This is a genomic window from Pseudomonas sp. FG-3G (assembly GCF_901007645.1).
In the GTDB taxonomy this organism is placed as follows: Bacteria; Pseudomonadota; Gammaproteobacteria; order Pseudomonadales; family Pseudomonadaceae; genus Aquipseudomonas; species Aquipseudomonas rhizophila.
The window spans coordinates 84,745-101,995 of the sequence record NZ_CAAKGZ010000034.1 but is presented as its reverse complement, the minus strand read 5'-3'; the positions used below and the strand labels follow the sequence as shown (position 1 = coordinate 101,995).

Annotated in this window: 16 protein-coding genes; 8 read left to right on the top strand and 8 right to left on the bottom strand. The window is 59.9% G+C overall.

What is annotated here, in order from left to right:
- Positions 1-104: 104 nt before the first annotated feature.
- Positions 105-497: a glutamine synthetase gene (locus PSEUDOMOFG3G_RS22505; protein WP_139048679.1), complete on the bottom strand. Its 393-nt coding sequence runs from the start codon at positions 495-497 to the stop codon at positions 105-107.
- 162 nt (positions 498-659) lie between these two features.
- On the opposite strand from PSEUDOMOFG3G_RS22505, the gene zigA reads away from it, so the two are divergent.
- Positions 660-1,868, top strand: a complete 1,209-nt coding sequence (zigA, locus tag PSEUDOMOFG3G_RS22500) for a zinc metallochaperone GTPase ZigA (RefSeq protein WP_139048678.1) — start codon at positions 660-662, stop codon at positions 1,866-1,868.
- The gene (locus tag PSEUDOMOFG3G_RS22495; protein ID WP_139048677.1) at positions 1,868-2,518 is read left to right on the top strand and encodes a DUF1826 domain-containing protein; all 651 of its coding nucleotides are present in this window, start codon (positions 1,868-1,870) and stop codon (positions 2,516-2,518) included. Before zigA ends, PSEUDOMOFG3G_RS22495 begins: the two co-directional genes overlap by 1 nt.
- On the opposite strand, the gene PSEUDOMOFG3G_RS22490 is transcribed toward PSEUDOMOFG3G_RS22495, so the two are convergent.
- Positions 2,515-2,868 (bottom strand): hypothetical protein, encoded by a 354-nt coding sequence (locus tag PSEUDOMOFG3G_RS22490; protein WP_047226688.1) that lies wholly within the window; start codon positions 2,866-2,868, stop codon positions 2,515-2,517. The two genes, PSEUDOMOFG3G_RS22495 and PSEUDOMOFG3G_RS22490, sit on opposite strands and share 4 nt — an antisense overlap.
- A gap of 27 nt (positions 2,869-2,895) precedes the next feature.
- Here PSEUDOMOFG3G_RS22490 and PSEUDOMOFG3G_RS22485 point away from each other — a divergent pair, with 27 nt between their 5' ends.
- The gene (locus tag PSEUDOMOFG3G_RS22485) at positions 2,896-3,861 is read left to right on the top strand and encodes a GTP-binding protein (RefSeq protein ID WP_139048676.1); all 966 of its coding nucleotides are present in this window, start codon (positions 2,896-2,898) and stop codon (positions 3,859-3,861) included.
- Positions 3,862-3,873: 12 nt separating this feature from the next.
- On the opposite strand, the gene PSEUDOMOFG3G_RS22480 is transcribed toward PSEUDOMOFG3G_RS22485, so the two are convergent.
- Positions 3,874-4,296 carry a DUF3301 domain-containing protein gene (locus tag PSEUDOMOFG3G_RS22480; RefSeq protein ID WP_139048675.1) on the bottom strand — a complete coding sequence of 141 codons (423 nt, stop codon included), beginning with the start codon at positions 4,294-4,296 and terminating at the stop codon, positions 3,874-3,876.
- 119 nt (positions 4,297-4,415) lie between these two features.
- Here PSEUDOMOFG3G_RS22480 and pdxY point away from each other — a divergent pair, with 119 nt between their 5' ends.
- Positions 4,416-5,288 carry a pyridoxal kinase PdxY gene (gene pdxY / locus PSEUDOMOFG3G_RS22475; protein ID WP_139048674.1) on the top strand — a complete coding sequence of 291 codons (873 nt, stop codon included), beginning with the start codon at positions 4,416-4,418 and terminating at the stop codon, positions 5,286-5,288.
- Positions 5,289-5,327: 39 nt separating this feature from the next.
- On the opposite strand, the gene PSEUDOMOFG3G_RS22470 is transcribed toward pdxY, so the two are convergent.
- Positions 5,328-5,813: an acyl-CoA thioesterase gene (locus PSEUDOMOFG3G_RS22470; protein WP_047226692.1), complete on the bottom strand. Its 486-nt coding sequence runs from the start codon at positions 5,811-5,813 to the stop codon at positions 5,328-5,330.
- 255 nt (positions 5,814-6,068) lie between these two features.
- Here PSEUDOMOFG3G_RS22470 and PSEUDOMOFG3G_RS22465 point away from each other — a divergent pair, with 255 nt between their 5' ends.
- A complete protein-coding gene (locus tag PSEUDOMOFG3G_RS22465) occupies positions 6,069-7,832 on the top strand; it encodes a cation:proton antiporter (RefSeq protein WP_139048673.1) in 1,764 nt (587 codons plus the stop codon).
- A 22-nt stretch (positions 7,833-7,854) separates the two neighbouring features.
- On the opposite strand, the gene PSEUDOMOFG3G_RS22460 is transcribed toward PSEUDOMOFG3G_RS22465, so the two are convergent.
- The 3 genes from PSEUDOMOFG3G_RS22460 to uvrD form a co-directional block, all read right to left on the bottom strand.
- Positions 7,855-8,262: an SMI1/KNR4 family protein gene (locus PSEUDOMOFG3G_RS22460; protein WP_003187120.1), complete on the bottom strand. Its 408-nt coding sequence runs from the start codon at positions 8,260-8,262 to the stop codon at positions 7,855-7,857.
- 138 nt (positions 8,263-8,400) lie between these two features.
- Entirely contained in the window at positions 8,401-9,276 is an 876-nt protein-coding gene (locus tag PSEUDOMOFG3G_RS22455) for a Tim44 domain-containing protein (protein WP_139048672.1), read from the bottom strand.
- 308 nt (positions 9,277-9,584) lie between these two features.
- Positions 9,585-11,768, bottom strand: a complete 2,184-nt coding sequence (gene uvrD / locus PSEUDOMOFG3G_RS22450) for a DNA helicase II (protein ID WP_047226695.1) — start codon at positions 11,766-11,768, stop codon at positions 9,585-9,587.
- Positions 11,769-12,028: 260 nt separating this feature from the next.
- Between uvrD and PSEUDOMOFG3G_RS22445 the strand changes: the two genes are divergently transcribed.
- The 3 genes from PSEUDOMOFG3G_RS22445 to PSEUDOMOFG3G_RS22435 all read left to right on the top strand — a co-directional run bounded on the left by PSEUDOMOFG3G_RS22445 (position 12,029) and on the right by PSEUDOMOFG3G_RS22435 (position 16,251).
- Positions 12,029-14,902, top strand: coding sequence for a bifunctional diguanylate cyclase/phosphodiesterase (locus PSEUDOMOFG3G_RS22445; RefSeq protein WP_076383197.1), 2,874 nt, complete (start codon positions 12,029-12,031; stop codon positions 14,900-14,902).
- A gap of 140 nt (positions 14,903-15,042) precedes the next feature.
- Positions 15,043-15,909 (top strand): transcriptional regulator HexR, encoded by an 867-nt coding sequence (gene hexR / locus PSEUDOMOFG3G_RS22440; RefSeq protein WP_003187110.1) that lies wholly within the window; start codon positions 15,043-15,045, stop codon positions 15,907-15,909.
- Between the two features lie 132 nt (positions 15,910-16,041).
- Positions 16,042-16,251, top strand: a complete 210-nt coding sequence (locus tag PSEUDOMOFG3G_RS22435; protein WP_047226697.1) for a PA3496 family putative envelope integrity protein — start codon at positions 16,042-16,044, stop codon at positions 16,249-16,251.
- Here PSEUDOMOFG3G_RS22435 and PSEUDOMOFG3G_RS22430 read toward each other — a convergent pair.
- A complete protein-coding gene (locus PSEUDOMOFG3G_RS22430; protein WP_047226698.1) occupies positions 16,193-17,155 on the bottom strand; it encodes a LysR family transcriptional regulator in 963 nt (320 codons plus the stop codon). The two genes, PSEUDOMOFG3G_RS22435 and PSEUDOMOFG3G_RS22430, sit on opposite strands and share 59 nt — an antisense overlap.
- Between the last annotated feature and the right edge of the window lie 96 nt (positions 17,156-17,251).

Sequence of the window (17,251 nt, the reverse complement as noted above, 5' to 3'; positions counted from 1 at the left end):
CAACAAACGTTATACTATAACATTGTGTTCGACGAGCACTAGTTCATGAATGCAGTTTCATTTTGCTGGGTGTGAGGGCTTTTCGTACCGTTCCACGTGAAACATCAGCGTGGTGCGTCCTGGCAACCGCTTATGCGTCCGCATAAAAATTTCCCAGTGCTTCCACCCGAGCTCGAGAAACGATTGATTGTCGTCCAGCCCACGCGCCGACTGTATCCCACCCAGGTCTCTCCGTCAGAAGCTATTCCGGTAAAGAACGTCAGCTGGCCATAGCGGCTAGTGGTTTGTGCCCAATAGCGGCGGCCATTTACTTCAAATCCACGGAGATACAGGGTGTTTCCGGCCGTCATGACGCTGTAGGCATTACCTTGCCCATCGACACAGGCCAGTAAATTCGCGCTGCGAGTGCAGTTTGCCAACATAGGGCTCTGGGCTGAAGCATCTAGCGCCAATATCAGCATCGGGCTTGCGAATACGAATTTCAGAAAACTGCGCATGTTTTTACTTCAGACCGGTTGAGCCGAGAGGCTGGTTAAATGTTGTTGTTATACTATAACATTAAAAAGGCTTAGACCTTGAACCGAACCCAAGCCTGAAGAAAAGAGCCGCTACATGCATTCAACCGCATCAGCGCGGCCCGCCCGATGAGGATATACCTGGTGCCCAATCGTCTCCCTGTAACCGTGCTGTCCGGATTTCTCGGCGCCGGTAAAAGCACACTGCTCAATTACGTCCTGCGCAATCGCGACAACCTGCGCGTCGCGGTGATCGTCAACGATATGAGCGAGATCAACATCGATGGCAGCGAAGTCCAGCGAGATGTCACCCTAAGCCGGTCTGAAGAGAAACTGGTGGAGATGAGGAACGGCTGCATTTGCTGCACGTTGCGTGAAGACCTGCTGGAAGAAGTCGGCCAGCTCGCCAGGGAAGGCCGTTTCGACTATCTGCTGATCGAGTCCACGGGGATTTCCGAACCCTTGCCGGTGGCGGAAACCTTCACTTTTCGTGATGAACAAGGCCGCAGCCTGGCCGATGTGGCACGGCTGGACACGATGGTGACAGTGGTCGATGGGGTCAATTTCCTGCTGGATTTCCAGGCGGCCGAAAGCCTCGCTTCACGCGGCGAAACCCTGGGGGAGGAGGATGAGCGTTCCATTACTGATCTGTTGATTGAACAGATCGAGTTCGCCGATGTGATTCTGATCAGCAAAATCGACCTGATTGGCCGTCACGAACGGGAGGAGTTGATCGCGATTCTGGAACGGCTCAACGCCCAGGCGCAGATCATTCCCATGGTCATGGGCCAAGTACCGCTGGAAAAGATCCTCGACACAGGCCTTTTCGACTTCGAGCGCGCGGCTCAAGCACCGGGCTGGCTGCAGGAGCTGCGCGGTGAGCACGTGCCCGAAACCGAAGAATACGGCATCGCTTCGGCAGCTTACCGGGCGCGCCGGCCGTTTCATCCCCAGCGTTTTTTCAGTTTTATCGACCGTCCGTGGACCAATGGCAAGCTCCTGCGCTCCAAGGGCTTCTTCTGGCTGGCCAGCAAACATGAGGAAGCGGGCAGTTGGTCCCAGGCCGGCGGCTTGATGCGACATGGATTCGCTGGGCGCTGGTGGCGGTTCGTGCCGAAAAGCCAATGGCCGCAAGATGAGGAAAGCAGCGCAGCCATCCTGAAAAACTGGCTTCCCGCCACCGGTGATTGCCGGCAGGAGCTGGTATTCATCGGCCAGAATATCGACTTCACGCAACTGACCGCCGAGCTGGACGCTTGCCTGCTCAGTGACGCGGAAATGGCCCAGGGTGTCGACAGTTGGCGTTTGCTGCCGGATCCGTTCGGCCCTTGGCATGACGAGGCGGCAGCGTGATGCTGGCGCCCAATCCGAAGCGGGAAGTGCCGGTACGCCAGGTTCAGGGCGATACCCCGCGGATCCTGACGCAAATTCTGGACGACGATACCAACCTGGCGGTCTGGCAACGTCAACTGCCGGCGCACATCAGTGATTTTGCGGCAATGGTGCTTTCCATGGATCAGCCTCTGGCCGAATCGCGGGTGCTCGACCTGCCGCACGAGGACGCGCAACCGGCACTGGACGGTCTCGCCGCAGGCTTTGGCGATCTGCATGGCTATGAAGGCTTCATCACCGATGTCTCCTGGCTGGTCAGTGCGTTTGCCTGCCTGCTGGGCGCCAAACGTGTCGGCCTGCGCCTGCGAACGCTGGACAAGGCCATGTGCCCGCGTTTTCACGTCGACCATGTGCCGGTACGGCTGATAGCCACGTACGCTGGCGTGGGCAGCCAGTGGCTAAAGGAAGGTGTGATGGATCGTCGATGTCTGGGGCAACCTGACGCTGAACCGGGTGACTCGCATGCGGTTCAGCAGTTTGCCTGTGGCGATGTGGCGCTGCTCAAAGGCGAGAAGTGGCATGGTAATGAGGGCATGGGCCTGATCCATCGCTCGCCGCAGCTGGCGCCGGGGGAGCGTCGACTGATCCTGACTCTGGACTGGCTCGCTTAAGGTTTGAGCCAGTTGCCCTGACTTTGTCCTTCACAGAACGGCTGCAGATAGGCCGCATCGCTGGCTACGCCGTAATAGTGAATATCCTGGCGGTAGGGCATATTGGCGACCTGGGCATTGCTGCAGATGCCAAACGCGCCGCCAGGGCATTGATCGACGTACTGTACCTCGACTTTTTGTCCGGCAAGGTTTGGCTGGCAGAAGCCGTCGGCGAACAGTTTCTGCGGAATATTGCGGTTCTGCTGGCAGACTTTTACATCGAGCCGTTCTGCCTGGCTATGCACGACACAAGCCTGGGCCAGCGCCTGGTTCGACGTCAGCGCCAGTAAAAAACAGCCGATCAACCGCATGTTCACCTCCCTCGAAAGCCGCCGATTATGTTGCAGAACATTCCCACCCACGTCATCGCAGGCCCTTTGGGTGCTGGCAAGACCAGCCTGATCAAGCAATTGCTGGCGCAGCGCCCGGCGAATGAGCGCTGGGCGGTGCTGATCAACGAGTTTGGTCAAATCGGCCTGGACGCGGCGTTGTTGACCCAGACTGCCGATGGTATCGCACTGGGCGAAGTGGCCGGGGGCTGTTTGTGTTGCGTCAACGGCGCGCCATTTCAGATCGGCCTCGCTCGTTTACTGCGCAAGGCGCGCCCGGATCGACTGTTTATCGAGCCCTCCGGCCTGGGCCATCCGGCGCAGTTGATGCGGCAACTGAACGAAACGCCATGGCTCGGCGTGCTGGCGGTTCAGCCTTGCGTGTTGGTGCTCGATGCCCGAGCGATGGCGGATGGCACGCCGTTGCCCGACGCGCAGCGGCAAACTCTGGCCGATGCAGGGTTGGTGGTGCTGAACAAATCCGAGCACTTGAGCGAAACCGAACGCCTGGGCATCACCGCGCAACTGCCGGAGATTGCCCTGTACTGGACCCGACAGGCAGCCTTGCCGATCGATCGGCTGCCAGGTCTTGCGGCACGCGGAAGCGGGATTGTGGCTAACGTGAGTCTACCCAGGGAGGTGGGACAGATGCCGGCCGTCTGGACCGACCCGACATCGCCCATCTGCCTGTATCAGCAACAGGAAGGCGGCTGGAGTATTGGCTGGCGCTGGCATCCGAGTCAGCGACTGGATACGGCGACGTTGATGCGCTGGCTGCAAGGCTGGGGCTGGAAGCGGGCGAAGATGGTTATCCACAGCGCCGATGGCTGGGTTTCAGCCAATGCGCTGGAGGGCGCGACGCTGCGGTGGCAGGCCAGCGAGTGGCGCCAGGACTCACGAATCGAATTGATTTTTGATGAGCCTCAAGACGTGGCAGCGCTGCAAGCCGGCCTGGCTAACTGTCGGTGCCCGTGAGTCAGCCTTGCTTCAAGGCTTCCACTTGTTGTGTTCCTGGCGCCACTGACTCAACTCGATGACTTCGGCCCTGGGCCTGGTCTGGACCGGTTCGATCGGTGTCGGCGCTGACTCTTCGAACGGCATTGGGTAAGGCGCCAGCTCGATTTGCGCGCTGTGGGCCCCGAACTGGGTAATGGTGCCCGAATGGCGCGATTCACCCGTGACGGTGAATTCGAAGTTATAGATACGGGCCAGGCGCCGGCGTCCGCTGGCGTCTTTGACTAACCCAATCTTTTTCAGCGCCACGTTGCCGTCCAGCAGCTCGATCTTGAGGTTGGCGCAATGTTGCATGACCCTCGCCAACGCTCGTTCGCGCAAACCATGGTTGTGCCACAGCCAGGCGCCGGCGGTAGCCAACAGCATCAGCACGAAAATATTTCCAAGGGTCAGCATGAACGAAGTGCTCCTACAAGTTGCTGTCAGCTTAACTGTGTCCCCGGTCTGTCGTACAGGTTGCGTTTAGTCGCATACTGCGCGGCTTGAATTTCATTCGTTTTACGGAAACATCCCGCATGAAACGTACCCCTCATCTGCTTGCCATCCAGTCCCACGTGGTCTTCGGTCACGCCGGTAACAGCGCTTCAGTCTTTCCGATGCAACGGGTGGGGGTGAACGTGTGGCCGCTCAACACCGTACAATTTTCCAATCACACTCAGTACGGACAGTGGACCGGCGACGTGCTTGCCTCTGAGCAGATACCGGCATTGGTAGAGGGGATCGCCGCAATCGGCGAGCTGGGCAATTGTGACGCGGTGTTGTCCGGTTACCTGGGCAGCGCCGCCCAAGGGCAGGCGATTCTGGCGGGCGTGGCGCGAATCAAGGCGTGCAATCCCAAGGCAATTTATTTGTGTGATCCGGTCATGGGGCATCCGGAGAAGGGTTGCATCGTGGCGCCCGAGGTGAGCGATTTTCTCCTGGAGGAAGCGGCTGGTGTGGCGGACATCATGTGCCCGAACCAGCTGGAGCTGGACAGTTTTTCGGGACGCAAGGCGCAGTCGCTGCTGGACTGCCTGGCCATGGCTCGCGCGCTCCTGACCCGCGGACCCAAAGCGATACTCGTCAAACACCTGGCCTATCCGGGCAAGCCGGAGGACAGCTTCGAAATGTTGTTGGTAACCGCCGACAGTAGCTGGCACCTGCGTCGTCCATTACTCGCATTCCCTCGTCAGCCGGTGGGGGTGGGAGACCTGACCTCGGGGCTGTTCCTGGCGCGAGTGGTGCTGGGAGACAGCCTGGTGGCGGCGCTCGAATTCACTGCCGCAGCCGTACATGAAGTACTGCTGGAAACCCAGGCGTGTGCCAGTTACGAGTTGGAACTGGTACGCGCCCAGGACCGGATCACCCATCCGAGGGTAAGGTTCGAAGCTGTACCGATCAGCCTCTGATCAACGCGAATCCCTGTGGGCGCGAGCCGGGCGGATCTGTTAAGGGCCGTCGGCTTTGATTTCCTGATAGCGCCTCTCCAGCTCCTGGCGAATTTGCCGACGCTGCTGGGCTTGTTCGTAACGGCGTTTTTCTTCGCTGTTCTGCGGTTGCAATGGCGGGACGGCGGCGGGTTTGCGCTGGTCGTCCACCGCAACCATGGTGAAGAAGCAGCTGTTGGTGTGGCGCACCGAGCGTTCACGAATGTTTTCGGTCACGACTTTGATGCCCACTTCCATTGACGTGTTACCGGTGTAGTTCACCGACGCCAGAAACGTCACCAGCTCGCCGACATGAATCGGCTCGCGGAAAATCACCTGGTCAACCGACAGCGTCACTACATAGCGCCCGGCGTAGCGGCTGGCGCAGGCGTAGGCGACTTCGTCGAGGTACTTGAGCAGGGTGCCGCCATGCACATTGCCAGAGAAGTTGGCCATATCGGGGGTCATCAGCACCGTCATCGACAGCTGGGCGTTTCCGGGTTCCATAACGTACTCACGGTTCAAGGCAGCAATTTCGGGAGTGCACCTCTGCGGGTGCTGGAAGGTTTTCAAACTACCAGTATCGGGACGCTGCGCCTGTGGCAGCCGTCACGCTCCGGTGGATCTGTTTCCATATATTGCACTGTCTTTTTGTCGGAAGTCGCGGTGGTACCCTTCAAAAGCCCCTTGCGAGGGTATTTCCTACAAAGGAAACGGACTCGTCCAGCTCTGTGATGAGTCATTTGAACAGGGAGCCCCACCATGCATGCCATCAGTTTTATTCAAGACCTGGCGATCATCATGATGGCAGCGGGGCTGGTCACGGTACTCTTTCATCGTTTCAAACAACCCGTGGTGCTGGGTTACATCGTTGCAGGCTTCATCATCGGCCCGCATACGCCGCCTTTCGGTTTTATCCATGACGAAGAGACGATCAAGACCCTGGCCGAGTTGGGGGTCATCTTCCTCATGTTTTATCTGGGCCTGGAGTTCAGCCTGCGCAAGTTGTTCAAGGTGGGCGCCACGGCGTTCATCGCGGCGTTTCTCGAAATTGTGTTGATGATCTGGATCGGCTACGAAATCGGGCGCTGGTTCGACTGGAACACCATGGACTCGTTGTTCCTCGGGGCGATCCTGGCCATCTCCTCGACCACCATCATCGTCAAGGCTCTCAATGATCTGAAGATGAAGAACGAGCGCTTTGCGCAACTGATCTTCGGGGTCCTGATCGTCGAAGACATCCTGGGCATCGGCATTATCGCCTTGCTGTCGAGCATCGCTGTCAGCGGGACGGTCAGCTCCGGCGAAGTGTTCTCCACGGTCGGCAAATTGTCGTTATTCATGATTGTCGCCCTGGTGATCGGCATATTGCTGGTGCCCAGGCTGCTGGCTTACGTGGCGAAGTTCGACAGCGACGAGATGTTGCTGATCACCGTGCTGGGCCTGTGTTTCGGCTTTTGCCTGCTGGTGGTAAAGCTGGAATACAGCATGGTGCTGGGAGCGTTTCTGATCGGCGCGATCATGGCCGAGTCGCGGCAGTTGCTGAAAATCGAACGGTTGGTGGAGCCGGTACGCGACTTGTTCAGCGCAATCTTCTTCGTCGCCATCGGCCTGATGCTCGATCCGGTCATATTGCTCCAATACGCTTGGCCGATTGCCGTGATTACCGCCGCGGTGGTGCTGGGCAAGATGCTCTCTTGCGGCCTCGGTGCTTTTATTGCCGGCAACGACGGGAGGACCTCGCTGCGAGTCGGGATGGGCCTTTCGCAGATCGGCGAATTTTCCTTCATCATCGCATCGCTGGGGATGACCTTGCAGGTCACCAGCGATTTCCTTTATCCGGTAGCGGTCGCGGTTTCGGTACTGACCACTCTGCTGACCCCGTACCTGATCCGGGCCGCCGACCCTTTATCGGTCAGGCTGGCTGCCGTTATGCCACAACGGCTGTCGAGGGTACTGGGAATGTATGGCGAGTGGCTTCGCAGCATTCAACCCCAAGGGGAGGGGGCGCTGGTGGCCGCCATGATCCGGCGGATTTTGCTGCAGGTGGGCATCAATCTGGCGCTGGTCATCGCGATTTTTATCGCCGGTGGCTACTTTGCCGAACAGATGTCGGCCTACCTGCAAGCCTGGATCAGCGACCCGAGTTGGCACAAAGCACTGATCTGGGGCGGGGCGTTGTTGTTGTCGCTGCCGTTTTTGATTGCCGCGTATCGCAAGCTCAAGGCGTTGTCGATGCTGCTGGCGGAAATGGGCGTGAAGCCGGAGATGGCCGGCCGTCACACCCAGCGCGTGCGTCGAGTGATCGCAGAAGTGATCCCGATCCTCTCGCTGCTGATGATTTTCCTGCTCTTGGCAGCCTTGTCGGCCAGTATTCTGCCGACCAACAAGTTGCTGGTACTGATCGCGGTGGTGGCCACGGTCGTGGCGGCATTGCTCTGGCGCTGGTTCGTCCGCCTGCATACGCGGATGCAGGTGGCCTTGCTGGAGACCCTGGACAATCACAAGGAATCGTCCGGGCATTGACCGGCGGCGGACGTGCGGCGGATCAGCTTTCCAGCCAGACGTCCCGGGCCCAGTGCCAGACCGATTCCCAGGTTTCTTCGGCAATCAGCTCTTCTTCGGCCTGCCACAACACCACGGTCCCGTCTTCTTCGACGCAGTAGTAGTCGTCGCCGTCCTGGCAGATCGGGATCAGGCTACGGTCGACACCGGCATCCCAGGCATTGGCGGCCACATCTGGCAGATAGGTGTGGGACTGCGGATCGGTGACGGTCACGGGTTCCAGGCTGCCGTAGACAACATCGCTGACCGTCAGCAAAAACTCTCTGAATACGAACGGAATATCGATGAACAGCTGCTCTTCGATCTCCACCAGCAAGTCTTCGTCAGGTAACTCCAGTGGAACCGGCACGGGTTCGTTGGCTTCACGCAATTGTTCGATGATTTCTTCCACGTCCGGGATCCTCTTTCTCGATGGCGCGGTTTATATGGAGCGGTTTATACAGTAGCTCGCTATAGATGCAACCGCGAAATAGAAAACCCCGGCCTGAGCCGGGGTTCTTTTATTTCAACATGCAAAACGCGCAGAGGTTCAACTGTTCTGGCGGATACCGGCCACCAGCCAAGGCTGGTCATCGCCCTGGGGACGTTCCATGTTCCAGCTTTCGCTGAACGCTTCGCCCTTGTCAAAGCGCGAGTCCTTCGACACACCGCTGAAGGTCAGGGTGGCGATGGTCTTGTCGGCGCGATCATCGACACCGTCCAGCTGTACTTGCAGATTGTCGATGTAGGTCGACTGGAAGCCATCGCCCAGTTCGGCCCGCTCGCGCTTGAGGAATTCCAGCAGTTGCGGAGTCACGAACTCAGAGATCTTGTCCATTTCGTTCGCATCCCAGTGTTGCTGCAGGGACATGAAATGGTTGCGCGCAGCTTCGATGAAGCGCTCTTCGTTGAACCAGGCTGGCGCGTTGATCACCGGACGAGCAGCAACGGGTGCTGCCGAACCGCCGAAGATCGAACCACTGGCCGGTTGCTGGTTGAACACCTCACGTTGCATCGGCGCATGACCGGCCGGAGCCAGTTGCTCCTGCTGCTTGCGACGACGGGCGGCAATGAAGCGGAAGACCAGGAAGGCGATGACCGCCATGATCAGGATGTCGAAGATCTGCATGCCCTGGAAGCCGTCGCCCATGAACATGGAGGCGAGCAGGCCACCGGCGGCGATGCCGGCCAGGGGGCCGAGCCAGCGCGAAGCACCGCTGGCTTTGGTGGCGGCGCCAGCCGCACCGGCCGCGCCCGCAGTAGCCGCGGTAGAGCCGGCCGCAGAGGACGGCGCCATCTGGCTGGTCTGGTGGGTCGGGGCAGCGCCCGAACTTTTACCACCGCCAAAGCGCTTGGCGGCATTGGCGTCGATGGCCATCGTCAGGCCGATGCACAACGCCATGGCGATGCTAAGAAAACGTTTCATATAAGGGCATTCCCATTTGTGGATAGCACGCGCGCCATGTTGCACAGGTGAACTGTTGCTGGCTAGCGGCAGAGTGTTTCGGGCTTTTGCGTGACAGGTTAGGTTCAGCTTCAGCCGCGCAAGAGGGCTTGTTGGCTTTTGGCTGTAGGAAAGGGGGACAAGTTCTATCGGAAAGGCAGCAGGCGTGAGCAATCCGACCTGTGGGAGCGAGCCTGCTCGCGATCGCGGTGGGTCAGTCACTGTCAATGTTGCCTGATCCACTGCTATCGCGAGCAGGCTCGCTCCCACATAAAAAGCTTTCAGAACGCCTAGATCGCTTCCAGCTTGGCATACCCCAGCATCAGCCACTTGCTGCCTTCGCTGAAGTTCACCTGAACCCGGGCCTGGGCGCCGGCGCCTTCGAAGTTGAGGATCACGCCATCGCCGAACACCGAATGTCGCACGGTCTGGCCGAGACTGAAGCCGGTTTCCGGGATGTCGCTGCCGCCAAAAAGACTGCTGGTGCTTTGCTGCTGGCCGCCGCCGAACGGACGGCTGACGCTGTTGGACAGCCGCACCTCCTGAATCAGGCCTTTGGGCACTTCACGGACGAAGCGCGACACCTTGTTGTAGGTTTCGCTGCCGTACAGGCGTCGGGTCTCGGCGTACGTCAACACCAGGTTCTGCATGGCGCGGGTGATGCCAACGTAGGCCAGGCGTCGTTCCTCTTCCAAGCGTCCCGGCTCTTCCAGGCTCATCTTGTGCGGGAACAGGCCTTCTTCCATTCCCACCAGGAACACGTAGGGGAATTCCAGACCCTTGGCACTGTGCAGGGTCATCAACTGGATGCTGTCTTCATGCTCGTCGGCCTGGGTGTCGCCGGCCTCCAGAGAGGCGTGGCCCAGAAAGGCCGACAGTGGCGAAAGCTCTTCGTCTTCCTCGGTGTTCTCGAAGTTGCGTGCGGCGCTGACCAGTTCCTCGAGGTTTTCCACCCGGGCCTGGCCTTTCTCGCCCTTTTCCGCCTCGTGGTAGGCGATAAGGCCGGACTGCTCGATAACGGTCTGAGTCATCAAATGCAGCGGCATGTCCGTGCACTTGGTGGCCAGGTCGTCGATCAGGTCCATGAACGCCTTCAGCGCACCGGCGGCGCGGCCGGTCATGCCCTTGTTGGTGACCAACTGGCGCATGGCTTCCCACATCGACACATGGCTGTGGCGCGCGTGGTCGCGAATCGCTTCGACGGTTTTCTCGCCAATGCCCCGGGTCGGGACGTTGATCACCCGCTCCAGGGCCGCGTCGTTGCCGCGTCCTTCGAGCAGGCGCAGGTAGGCCATGGCGTTCTTGATTTCGGCGCGCTCGAAGAAGCGCTGGCCGCCATAGATGCGGTACGGGATACGTTCGCGCAACAGGGCTTCCTCCAACACCCGGGACTGGGCGTTGGAGCGATACAGGATGGCGATGTCGCTGCGGGCCAGGCCGGTTTTCAGCGCGCTTTCGATGGTTTCCACCACGTAGCGGGCTTCATCGTGTTCGTTGAAGGCGGCATAGAGGTTGATCGCTTCGCCTTCGCCGCCGTCGGTCCACAGTTCTTTGCCCAGGCGCCCGGTATTGTTGGCGATCAGGGCGTTGGCGGCCTTGAGAATGCCGGCGGTGGAGCGGTAGTTCTGTTCCAGGCGGATCACTTGGGCGTCGGGGAAGTCCGCCGAATATTGATGAATATTCTCGATTTTGGCGCCGCGCCAGCCGTAGATCGACTGGTCGTCATCGCCCACCACCATCAGGCTGTCGCCGCCCTTGGCCAGCAGGCGCAACCAGGCGTATTGCACGGCGTTGGTGTCCTGGAACTCGTCCACCAGCACATGCCGGAAGCGCTTCTGATAGTGCGCCAGCAGGCCTGGGTGATCGCGCCACAGGTCCAGTGCGCGCAGCAGCAGCTCGGAGAAGTCGATCACGCCAGCCCGCTGACACGCCGCCTCGTAGGCTTCATAGATGCTGCGCATGGTCGCCAGGAACAGATCGCCGCTGGCCTGGATGTGTTGCGGACGCAGGCCTTCGTCTTTCTGGCCGTTGATGAACCACTGGGCCTGACGGGCCGGCCAGCGCTGTTCATCCAGGCCCAGCTCACGGATCACCCGCTTGACCAGCCGCTGCTGGTCGTCGCTGTCGAGAATCTGGAAAGTCTGGCTCAGGCCGGCTTCCTGCCAATGCGCCCGCAACAAGCGGTGCGCCAGGCCGTGGAAGGTGCCGACCCACATGCCGGCCGGGTTGATGCCCATCAGTTGCTCGATGCGATGGCGCATCTCGGCAGCGGCCTTGTTGGTGAACGTCACCGACAGGATCGAATGGGGCGAGGCGTTCTCGACCTGGATCAACCAGGCGATACGGTGCACCAGCACCCGGGTTTTACCGGAGCCGGCACCGGCCAGGACTAACTGACGACCCACGGAGGCCGCTACGGCCTGGCGTTGGGCATCGTTGAGGGAGTTCAGCAGAAGGGAGAGATCATCGCGCATCGGGGCATTCTAGGGTGCGGCGGCAGCCCGGGCAAACCGAGCTTTGCCCCAGCCGATAAAAGACCGGTCGGTGATGACCGGTCGGTCATGGGCCACAGGCATTGGCCGGGCTCGCTTGAAGGGCTCGCGACCCAATGAAATAGCGACTTTTTCAGCATTTTTATGAGCTTGGGCAGTGTGGGATGGCCGTTGCCTTGTGTATGCTCGCTGCATGTTTCGGGTTCTCCATGCTCCGCTGAATAAGAACAAGAACAGTGCCTATGACCCTAAATTCCGATCTGGCGGGCCCCTGTGTGGAGCCACGGATCATCTGCAAGCAGTACGCCACGGAAATGGCGGTCGAACGCACAAGGCTGTTGTATCAGGGTTCGCTGCTGCCCACGCTGTTCATGCTGGTCAACGGCCTGGTTTGCGCCGCGTTGTTGTGGGGGCCTTCGCGTCATTTTCAGGTCAGCGTCTGGCTGGTCTGGTTGCTCTCGCTGGTTGCGCTACGGGTCATTCAGGTGGCGGCCTTCGATTCGGCGATACCCAGCCGCCAGGCGCACCCGATATGGTTGCGAATGTTTTTGCTCGGCTCGGCGATGACCGGGCTGACATTGGCCGGAGCAGGTATTGCACTGGTACCGGCAGACAGCTTTCAGCAACAGGCCTGGGTATTCGGCCTGATTGGCGCGGCCACCTTGTCAGCCAGCGTTGCCTATGCTGTGAGCCTTCCGGCGTTTTTGTCCTTTACCTTACCGTGCCTGTTGCCGGCCATCGGTTATCTCTTCTGGGGCGGCGATGAGCAGCAGCGCGGATGGGGCTGGCTCGGACTGGTCGTACTCGTCTCGCTCAGCGTAGTGGCCTGGCAGGTCAACCGGTTGATACAAAGTGGCATGCTGCGAAGGTTCCAGAATCAGGCGCTGATCGAGCATTTGCAGCAGGCGCAAGCGCGTAGCGCGCAGCTCAACGAGGCACTCGGCCGGGAAGTCGAACAACGCCGCAGCGCCGAGGAAAAACTGCGGTCGGCCCAGGTAGGACTGGAGGCGCGCGTGGTACAGCGCAGCCTCGAGTTGGAGGCGACCAGCCAGGCCCTGAGCAAGAGCGAAGCCCGTCTTGACCTGGCGCTCAAGGCCAGTGAGTTGGGGCTATGGGACTGGAACCTGCAAACCGACGAAGTCCATCACACCCAGCTCAAGGAACTGTTCGGCCTGGAGCCTGAGTACATCACAGCGATGCTCAGTCACCTGACCCCGCGTCTGCATCCTCAAGACGTGCCGGCCCTCAAACGCGCCCTCGTTGAGCACCTCAAAGGCCGCAGCGAGGACTACCAGATCGAATACCGCGTACGTCACGGCGATGGCCATTGGGTCTGGATCGAAGACCGCGGTCGGGCTGTGGAGCGCAGCCCGAGTGGCCGCGTGTTGCGCATGGTCGGCACCCGGCGAGACATCAGCACCCGTAAAGAACTTGAGCAACAGCGCCAATTGGCGGCCACGGTTTTCGAGGCCGCCAGCGAAGGCATTGTGATTTTTGACCCGCATTACGCACTGCTGGCCGCCAACCAGGCGTTCACGCGGGTCACCGGTTTTAATATCGATGACATGCTGGGACGCAATGTCGTCGATCTGCCGTGCAGTCGTGATGCCCGCCGGCACTACCCGATCATCCGCCAGGCGCTCAAGCAGCACGGCACCTGGCAAGGTGAACTGGTGGAGGCCCGGGCCAATGGCGAGTTGTATCCCCAGTGGCTGCAACTGAACGTGGTGCGCGATGCGCGGGGAAATGTGAGCCATATCGTGGGCTTCTTCGCCGATCTTTCGGCCCGGCGCGAGTCCGAAGAGCGAATGCGCTACCTGACCCATTACGACGAACTCACCGGGCTGGCGAACCGCTCGTTATTCCGTGAGCGCCTGCACGAAGCCCACCAGCGGGTGCGTCAGGGCGGACGACGCAGCCTGGCACTGCTGCATATCGACCTGGACCGTTTCAAGCTCCTCAACGATAGCCTCGGCCATGATGTTGCTGACCAACTGTTGCAGAAGATGGCCCGCCGCCTGATCAATGCGTTGCCCGAAGCGGACACCATCGCCCGCTTGTCTGGCGATGAGTTCGGGGTGCTGTTCGACGCCTACGGCAACCTTTCCAGCCTGGCGCGGGTGGCGACCCGCCTGTCCGCCAAGCTGCGCCTGCCGCTCACCATCGAGGGCCACGAACTGGTGGTCAGCGCCTCGATCGGCATCAGCATGTTGCCCGACAATGCGAGGGAGATTTCCACGCTGGTCAGTCAGGCGAACATGGCCATGCAACATGCCAAGCATCTGGGCGGCAACAATTTCCAGTTCTATACCGACAGCCTCCAGGCCAGCACGCTGGAGCGCCTGCAACTGGAGAATCAACTGCGCAAGGCCCTTGAAGAGCAGCAGTTGAAGGTTTTCTATCAACCCAAATTGTGCCTGGCGACCGGCCGCCTTAACGCCGCCGAGGCGTTGGTGCGTTGGGATCATCCGGTCATGGGCCGAGTTCCGCCGGGAGACTTCATCAGCCTGGCCGAAGAGACCGGGCTGATCGGGCCGATCGGCGAGTTCGTGTTGCGCCAGGCCTGTTGGCAGGCGTGCCAATGGCAGCGTGAGGGGCTGGCGCCGATCAGGGTGTCGGTCAACCTGTCGGTGCATCAGTTGCGCCAAGGCAAGCTGGTCAGCCTGGTTCGGCAAGTGCTGGAGGAAACCGGTCTGGCGCCGCAATACCTGGAACTGGAACTGACTGAAAGCCAGTTGCTCGACAGCGTTGAGCACATCATCGCGACGTTCCAGCAATTGCGCGACCTCGGGGTCAAGCTGGCGATCGATGACTTTGGTACCGGCTATTCGTCTCTGAGTTATCTCAAACGCATCCCTGTGGATTACGTGAAAATCGATCAGGCGTTCATTCGTGGGCTGACGGAGGGTAGCGAAGACGCGGCCATTACCCGGGCAATCATTGCAATGGCCCATGGGTTGTCGCTCAAAGTGGTGGCCGAAGGCGTCGAGCGGCCAGAGCAGCTCGAGTTTCTGAAAGCTGAACAATGTGATGAGGTTCAGGGCTATCTCATCAGCCGACCGGTTGAAGCACAAGGGTTGGCCGCGCTGTTATGGGCTAATCGGGATGATTGCTAGCCCGCCGTTGCTACATGGCGTGCATGCGGCATGAAACCGGGAGATTGAGTTACGGATTGGGCGGGCAAAAAGCCGATTCTTGTAGTATAACTACAAGCTTGCTACATCCCGGCTTCTGCCAATAACAAGAGTCCAATCCCTTGAACCTGTTGCAACACATCGCCCAGTCACGCCATCTGCTGCGCAAGTCGGAGCTGAAAGTCGCCGATCACGTATTGCTTGATCCTGCGGCCGTGATGCACAGCTCCATGGCCGATCTTGCCCACAGCGTCGGCATCAGCGAACCGACCATTGTGCGTTTCTGCCGAGCCATCGGTTGTTCGGGTTTCCAGGACCTGAAACTCAAGCTGGCGCAAAGCCTCGCCGCGGGTGCGAGCTTCGGCCAGTTTGCGATCCATGAAGACGATTCGGTCGCCGACTACAGCCTGAAAATCTTCGACACGACCCTGCATACGCTGATGGAGGTTCGCGAGAAGCTTGATCCGGTGGCGTTGCAAAAAGCCGTCACGGCCATGTCCCAGGCCCAGCGTGTCGAGTTTTATGGTTTCGGTGCTTCGGGCGCGGTGGCGGCCGATGCCCAGCACAAGTTCTTCCGGTTGCTGCTGACGGCCGCGGCTTATTCCGACCCGCACATGCAGGCGATGTCGGCGGTCACGCTGAAGCCCACCGACGTGGCGATCTGCATTTCCCAGTCGGGCCGTTCCAAGGATCTGCTGATCACCGCCAACCTGGTGCGCGAAAGCGGCGCCTCGTTGATCACCTTGTGCCCGAGCCAGACCCCATTGGCCGAGCTGTCCACGGTGAACTTGGCCATCGACGTGCATGAAGACACGGAGATCTACACGCCGTTGACCTCGCGCATCGCCCATCTGGTGGTGATCGATGTGCTGGCGATGGGCGTCGCCATGGCGCGCGGCCCAAGTTTGGTCAATCACCTCAAGAGCGTGAAACGCAGCCTGCGCAGCTTGCGGTTGTCACCCAAGTCGGTGAAAGCGCTGGACGATTGACCGCTGGTCTTGAAGTTGGGGCATCTGTGGCGAGGGGATCTGCGAATTCATCGTTCTGTAACGCTCGCGCCGCCAAACCGTCATCGCGCGCCTTCATCGTAAAGCTCCCGTATACGTCTTGGGAGTCTCGACATGACCCAGTCCTACGAAGAACGCAGCGCCGTCAAAACCCGTCGTCAGCAGGAAGACCAGCGCCGCATGGCGTTCCGTCGAGCCATCGAAGACCGCTGTGAGCAGCGCCAGCTGCTGGCCGAAATCAGCGAGTTTCCGGACGCAGCAGAATTCAACTATTGGCAGGCAACATCGGCGGCTTCCCGTCGAAACGCTCAACCAGGCCAATGATCTGAGCACGCTCGCCGCGAACGAACGCCAGGAAGGCGTGAGCCACCGGTGACAAGCGTTTCGCCCTGGCTTGTACCAGGCACCAACTGCGGTACAGCGGCAGCTCCTCCACCGGCAACTCGATGAGAGCGCCGGACACCATCTCCCGGCTTACGGCGTGGCGCGTCAACAGCGCCACGCCCAGCCCTGCGAGAACGCATTCGCGTTGGGCCTCCGCCGACGCCACTTCCAGCGTCTGGGTGAAGTGCACCCGTTTCTCCTTGAAATACTCCTCGCAGGCCAGCCGCGTGCCTGACCCTGGCTCGCGCAGCAGCAGCGTATACGGCTCAAGGTCTTGCAAGCGCAACGGGCCCATGTGGCACAGCGGATGGTCGGGCGGCGCCACAGCGACGATCGGGTTATTGAGAAATGGCAGGAATTCCAGGCCCATGTCCTGAGGCACCATGGACATGATCACCAGATCGTCGCGGTTGTCCGAGAGCCTTCGGATCACTTGGCCGCGGTTGACCACCGTGAGGTTCAGGTTGACCTCCGGGTGCTGGCGCTTGAAGGCGGCGAACAGGTGCGGCACGAAGTACTTGGCGCTGGATTCCACCGCCAGCTTCAATTGGCCTTGCAGCGAGCCCTGCATGTCCGACAACTGCATGTCGAGGTTTTCCAGGCGCCCGAAGATGTCCCGGCTGGCGCGTTGAAGGGCTTCGGCGGCTTCGGTCATGTAGAGTTTTTTGCCAACGTACTCAAACAGCGGCTGGCCAATCAGCTCCTCAAGTGATCGAATCTGTAGGCTAACGGCCGGTTGTGTGAGAGACATTTCGTCGGCTGCGCGGCTGTAGGACCTCAGGTCGCACACCTCATTGAAAATCTGCAGTTGACGTAATGTCATACGCATCAATGACTTACGCATTTTCTATAGGCTCTCGGGCGGGGCGGATGAGTCAACTATAAGTCTTTGCTTATGCACGACCCAATAAATATTCATTTTTGTTAATCAACAGCCAGG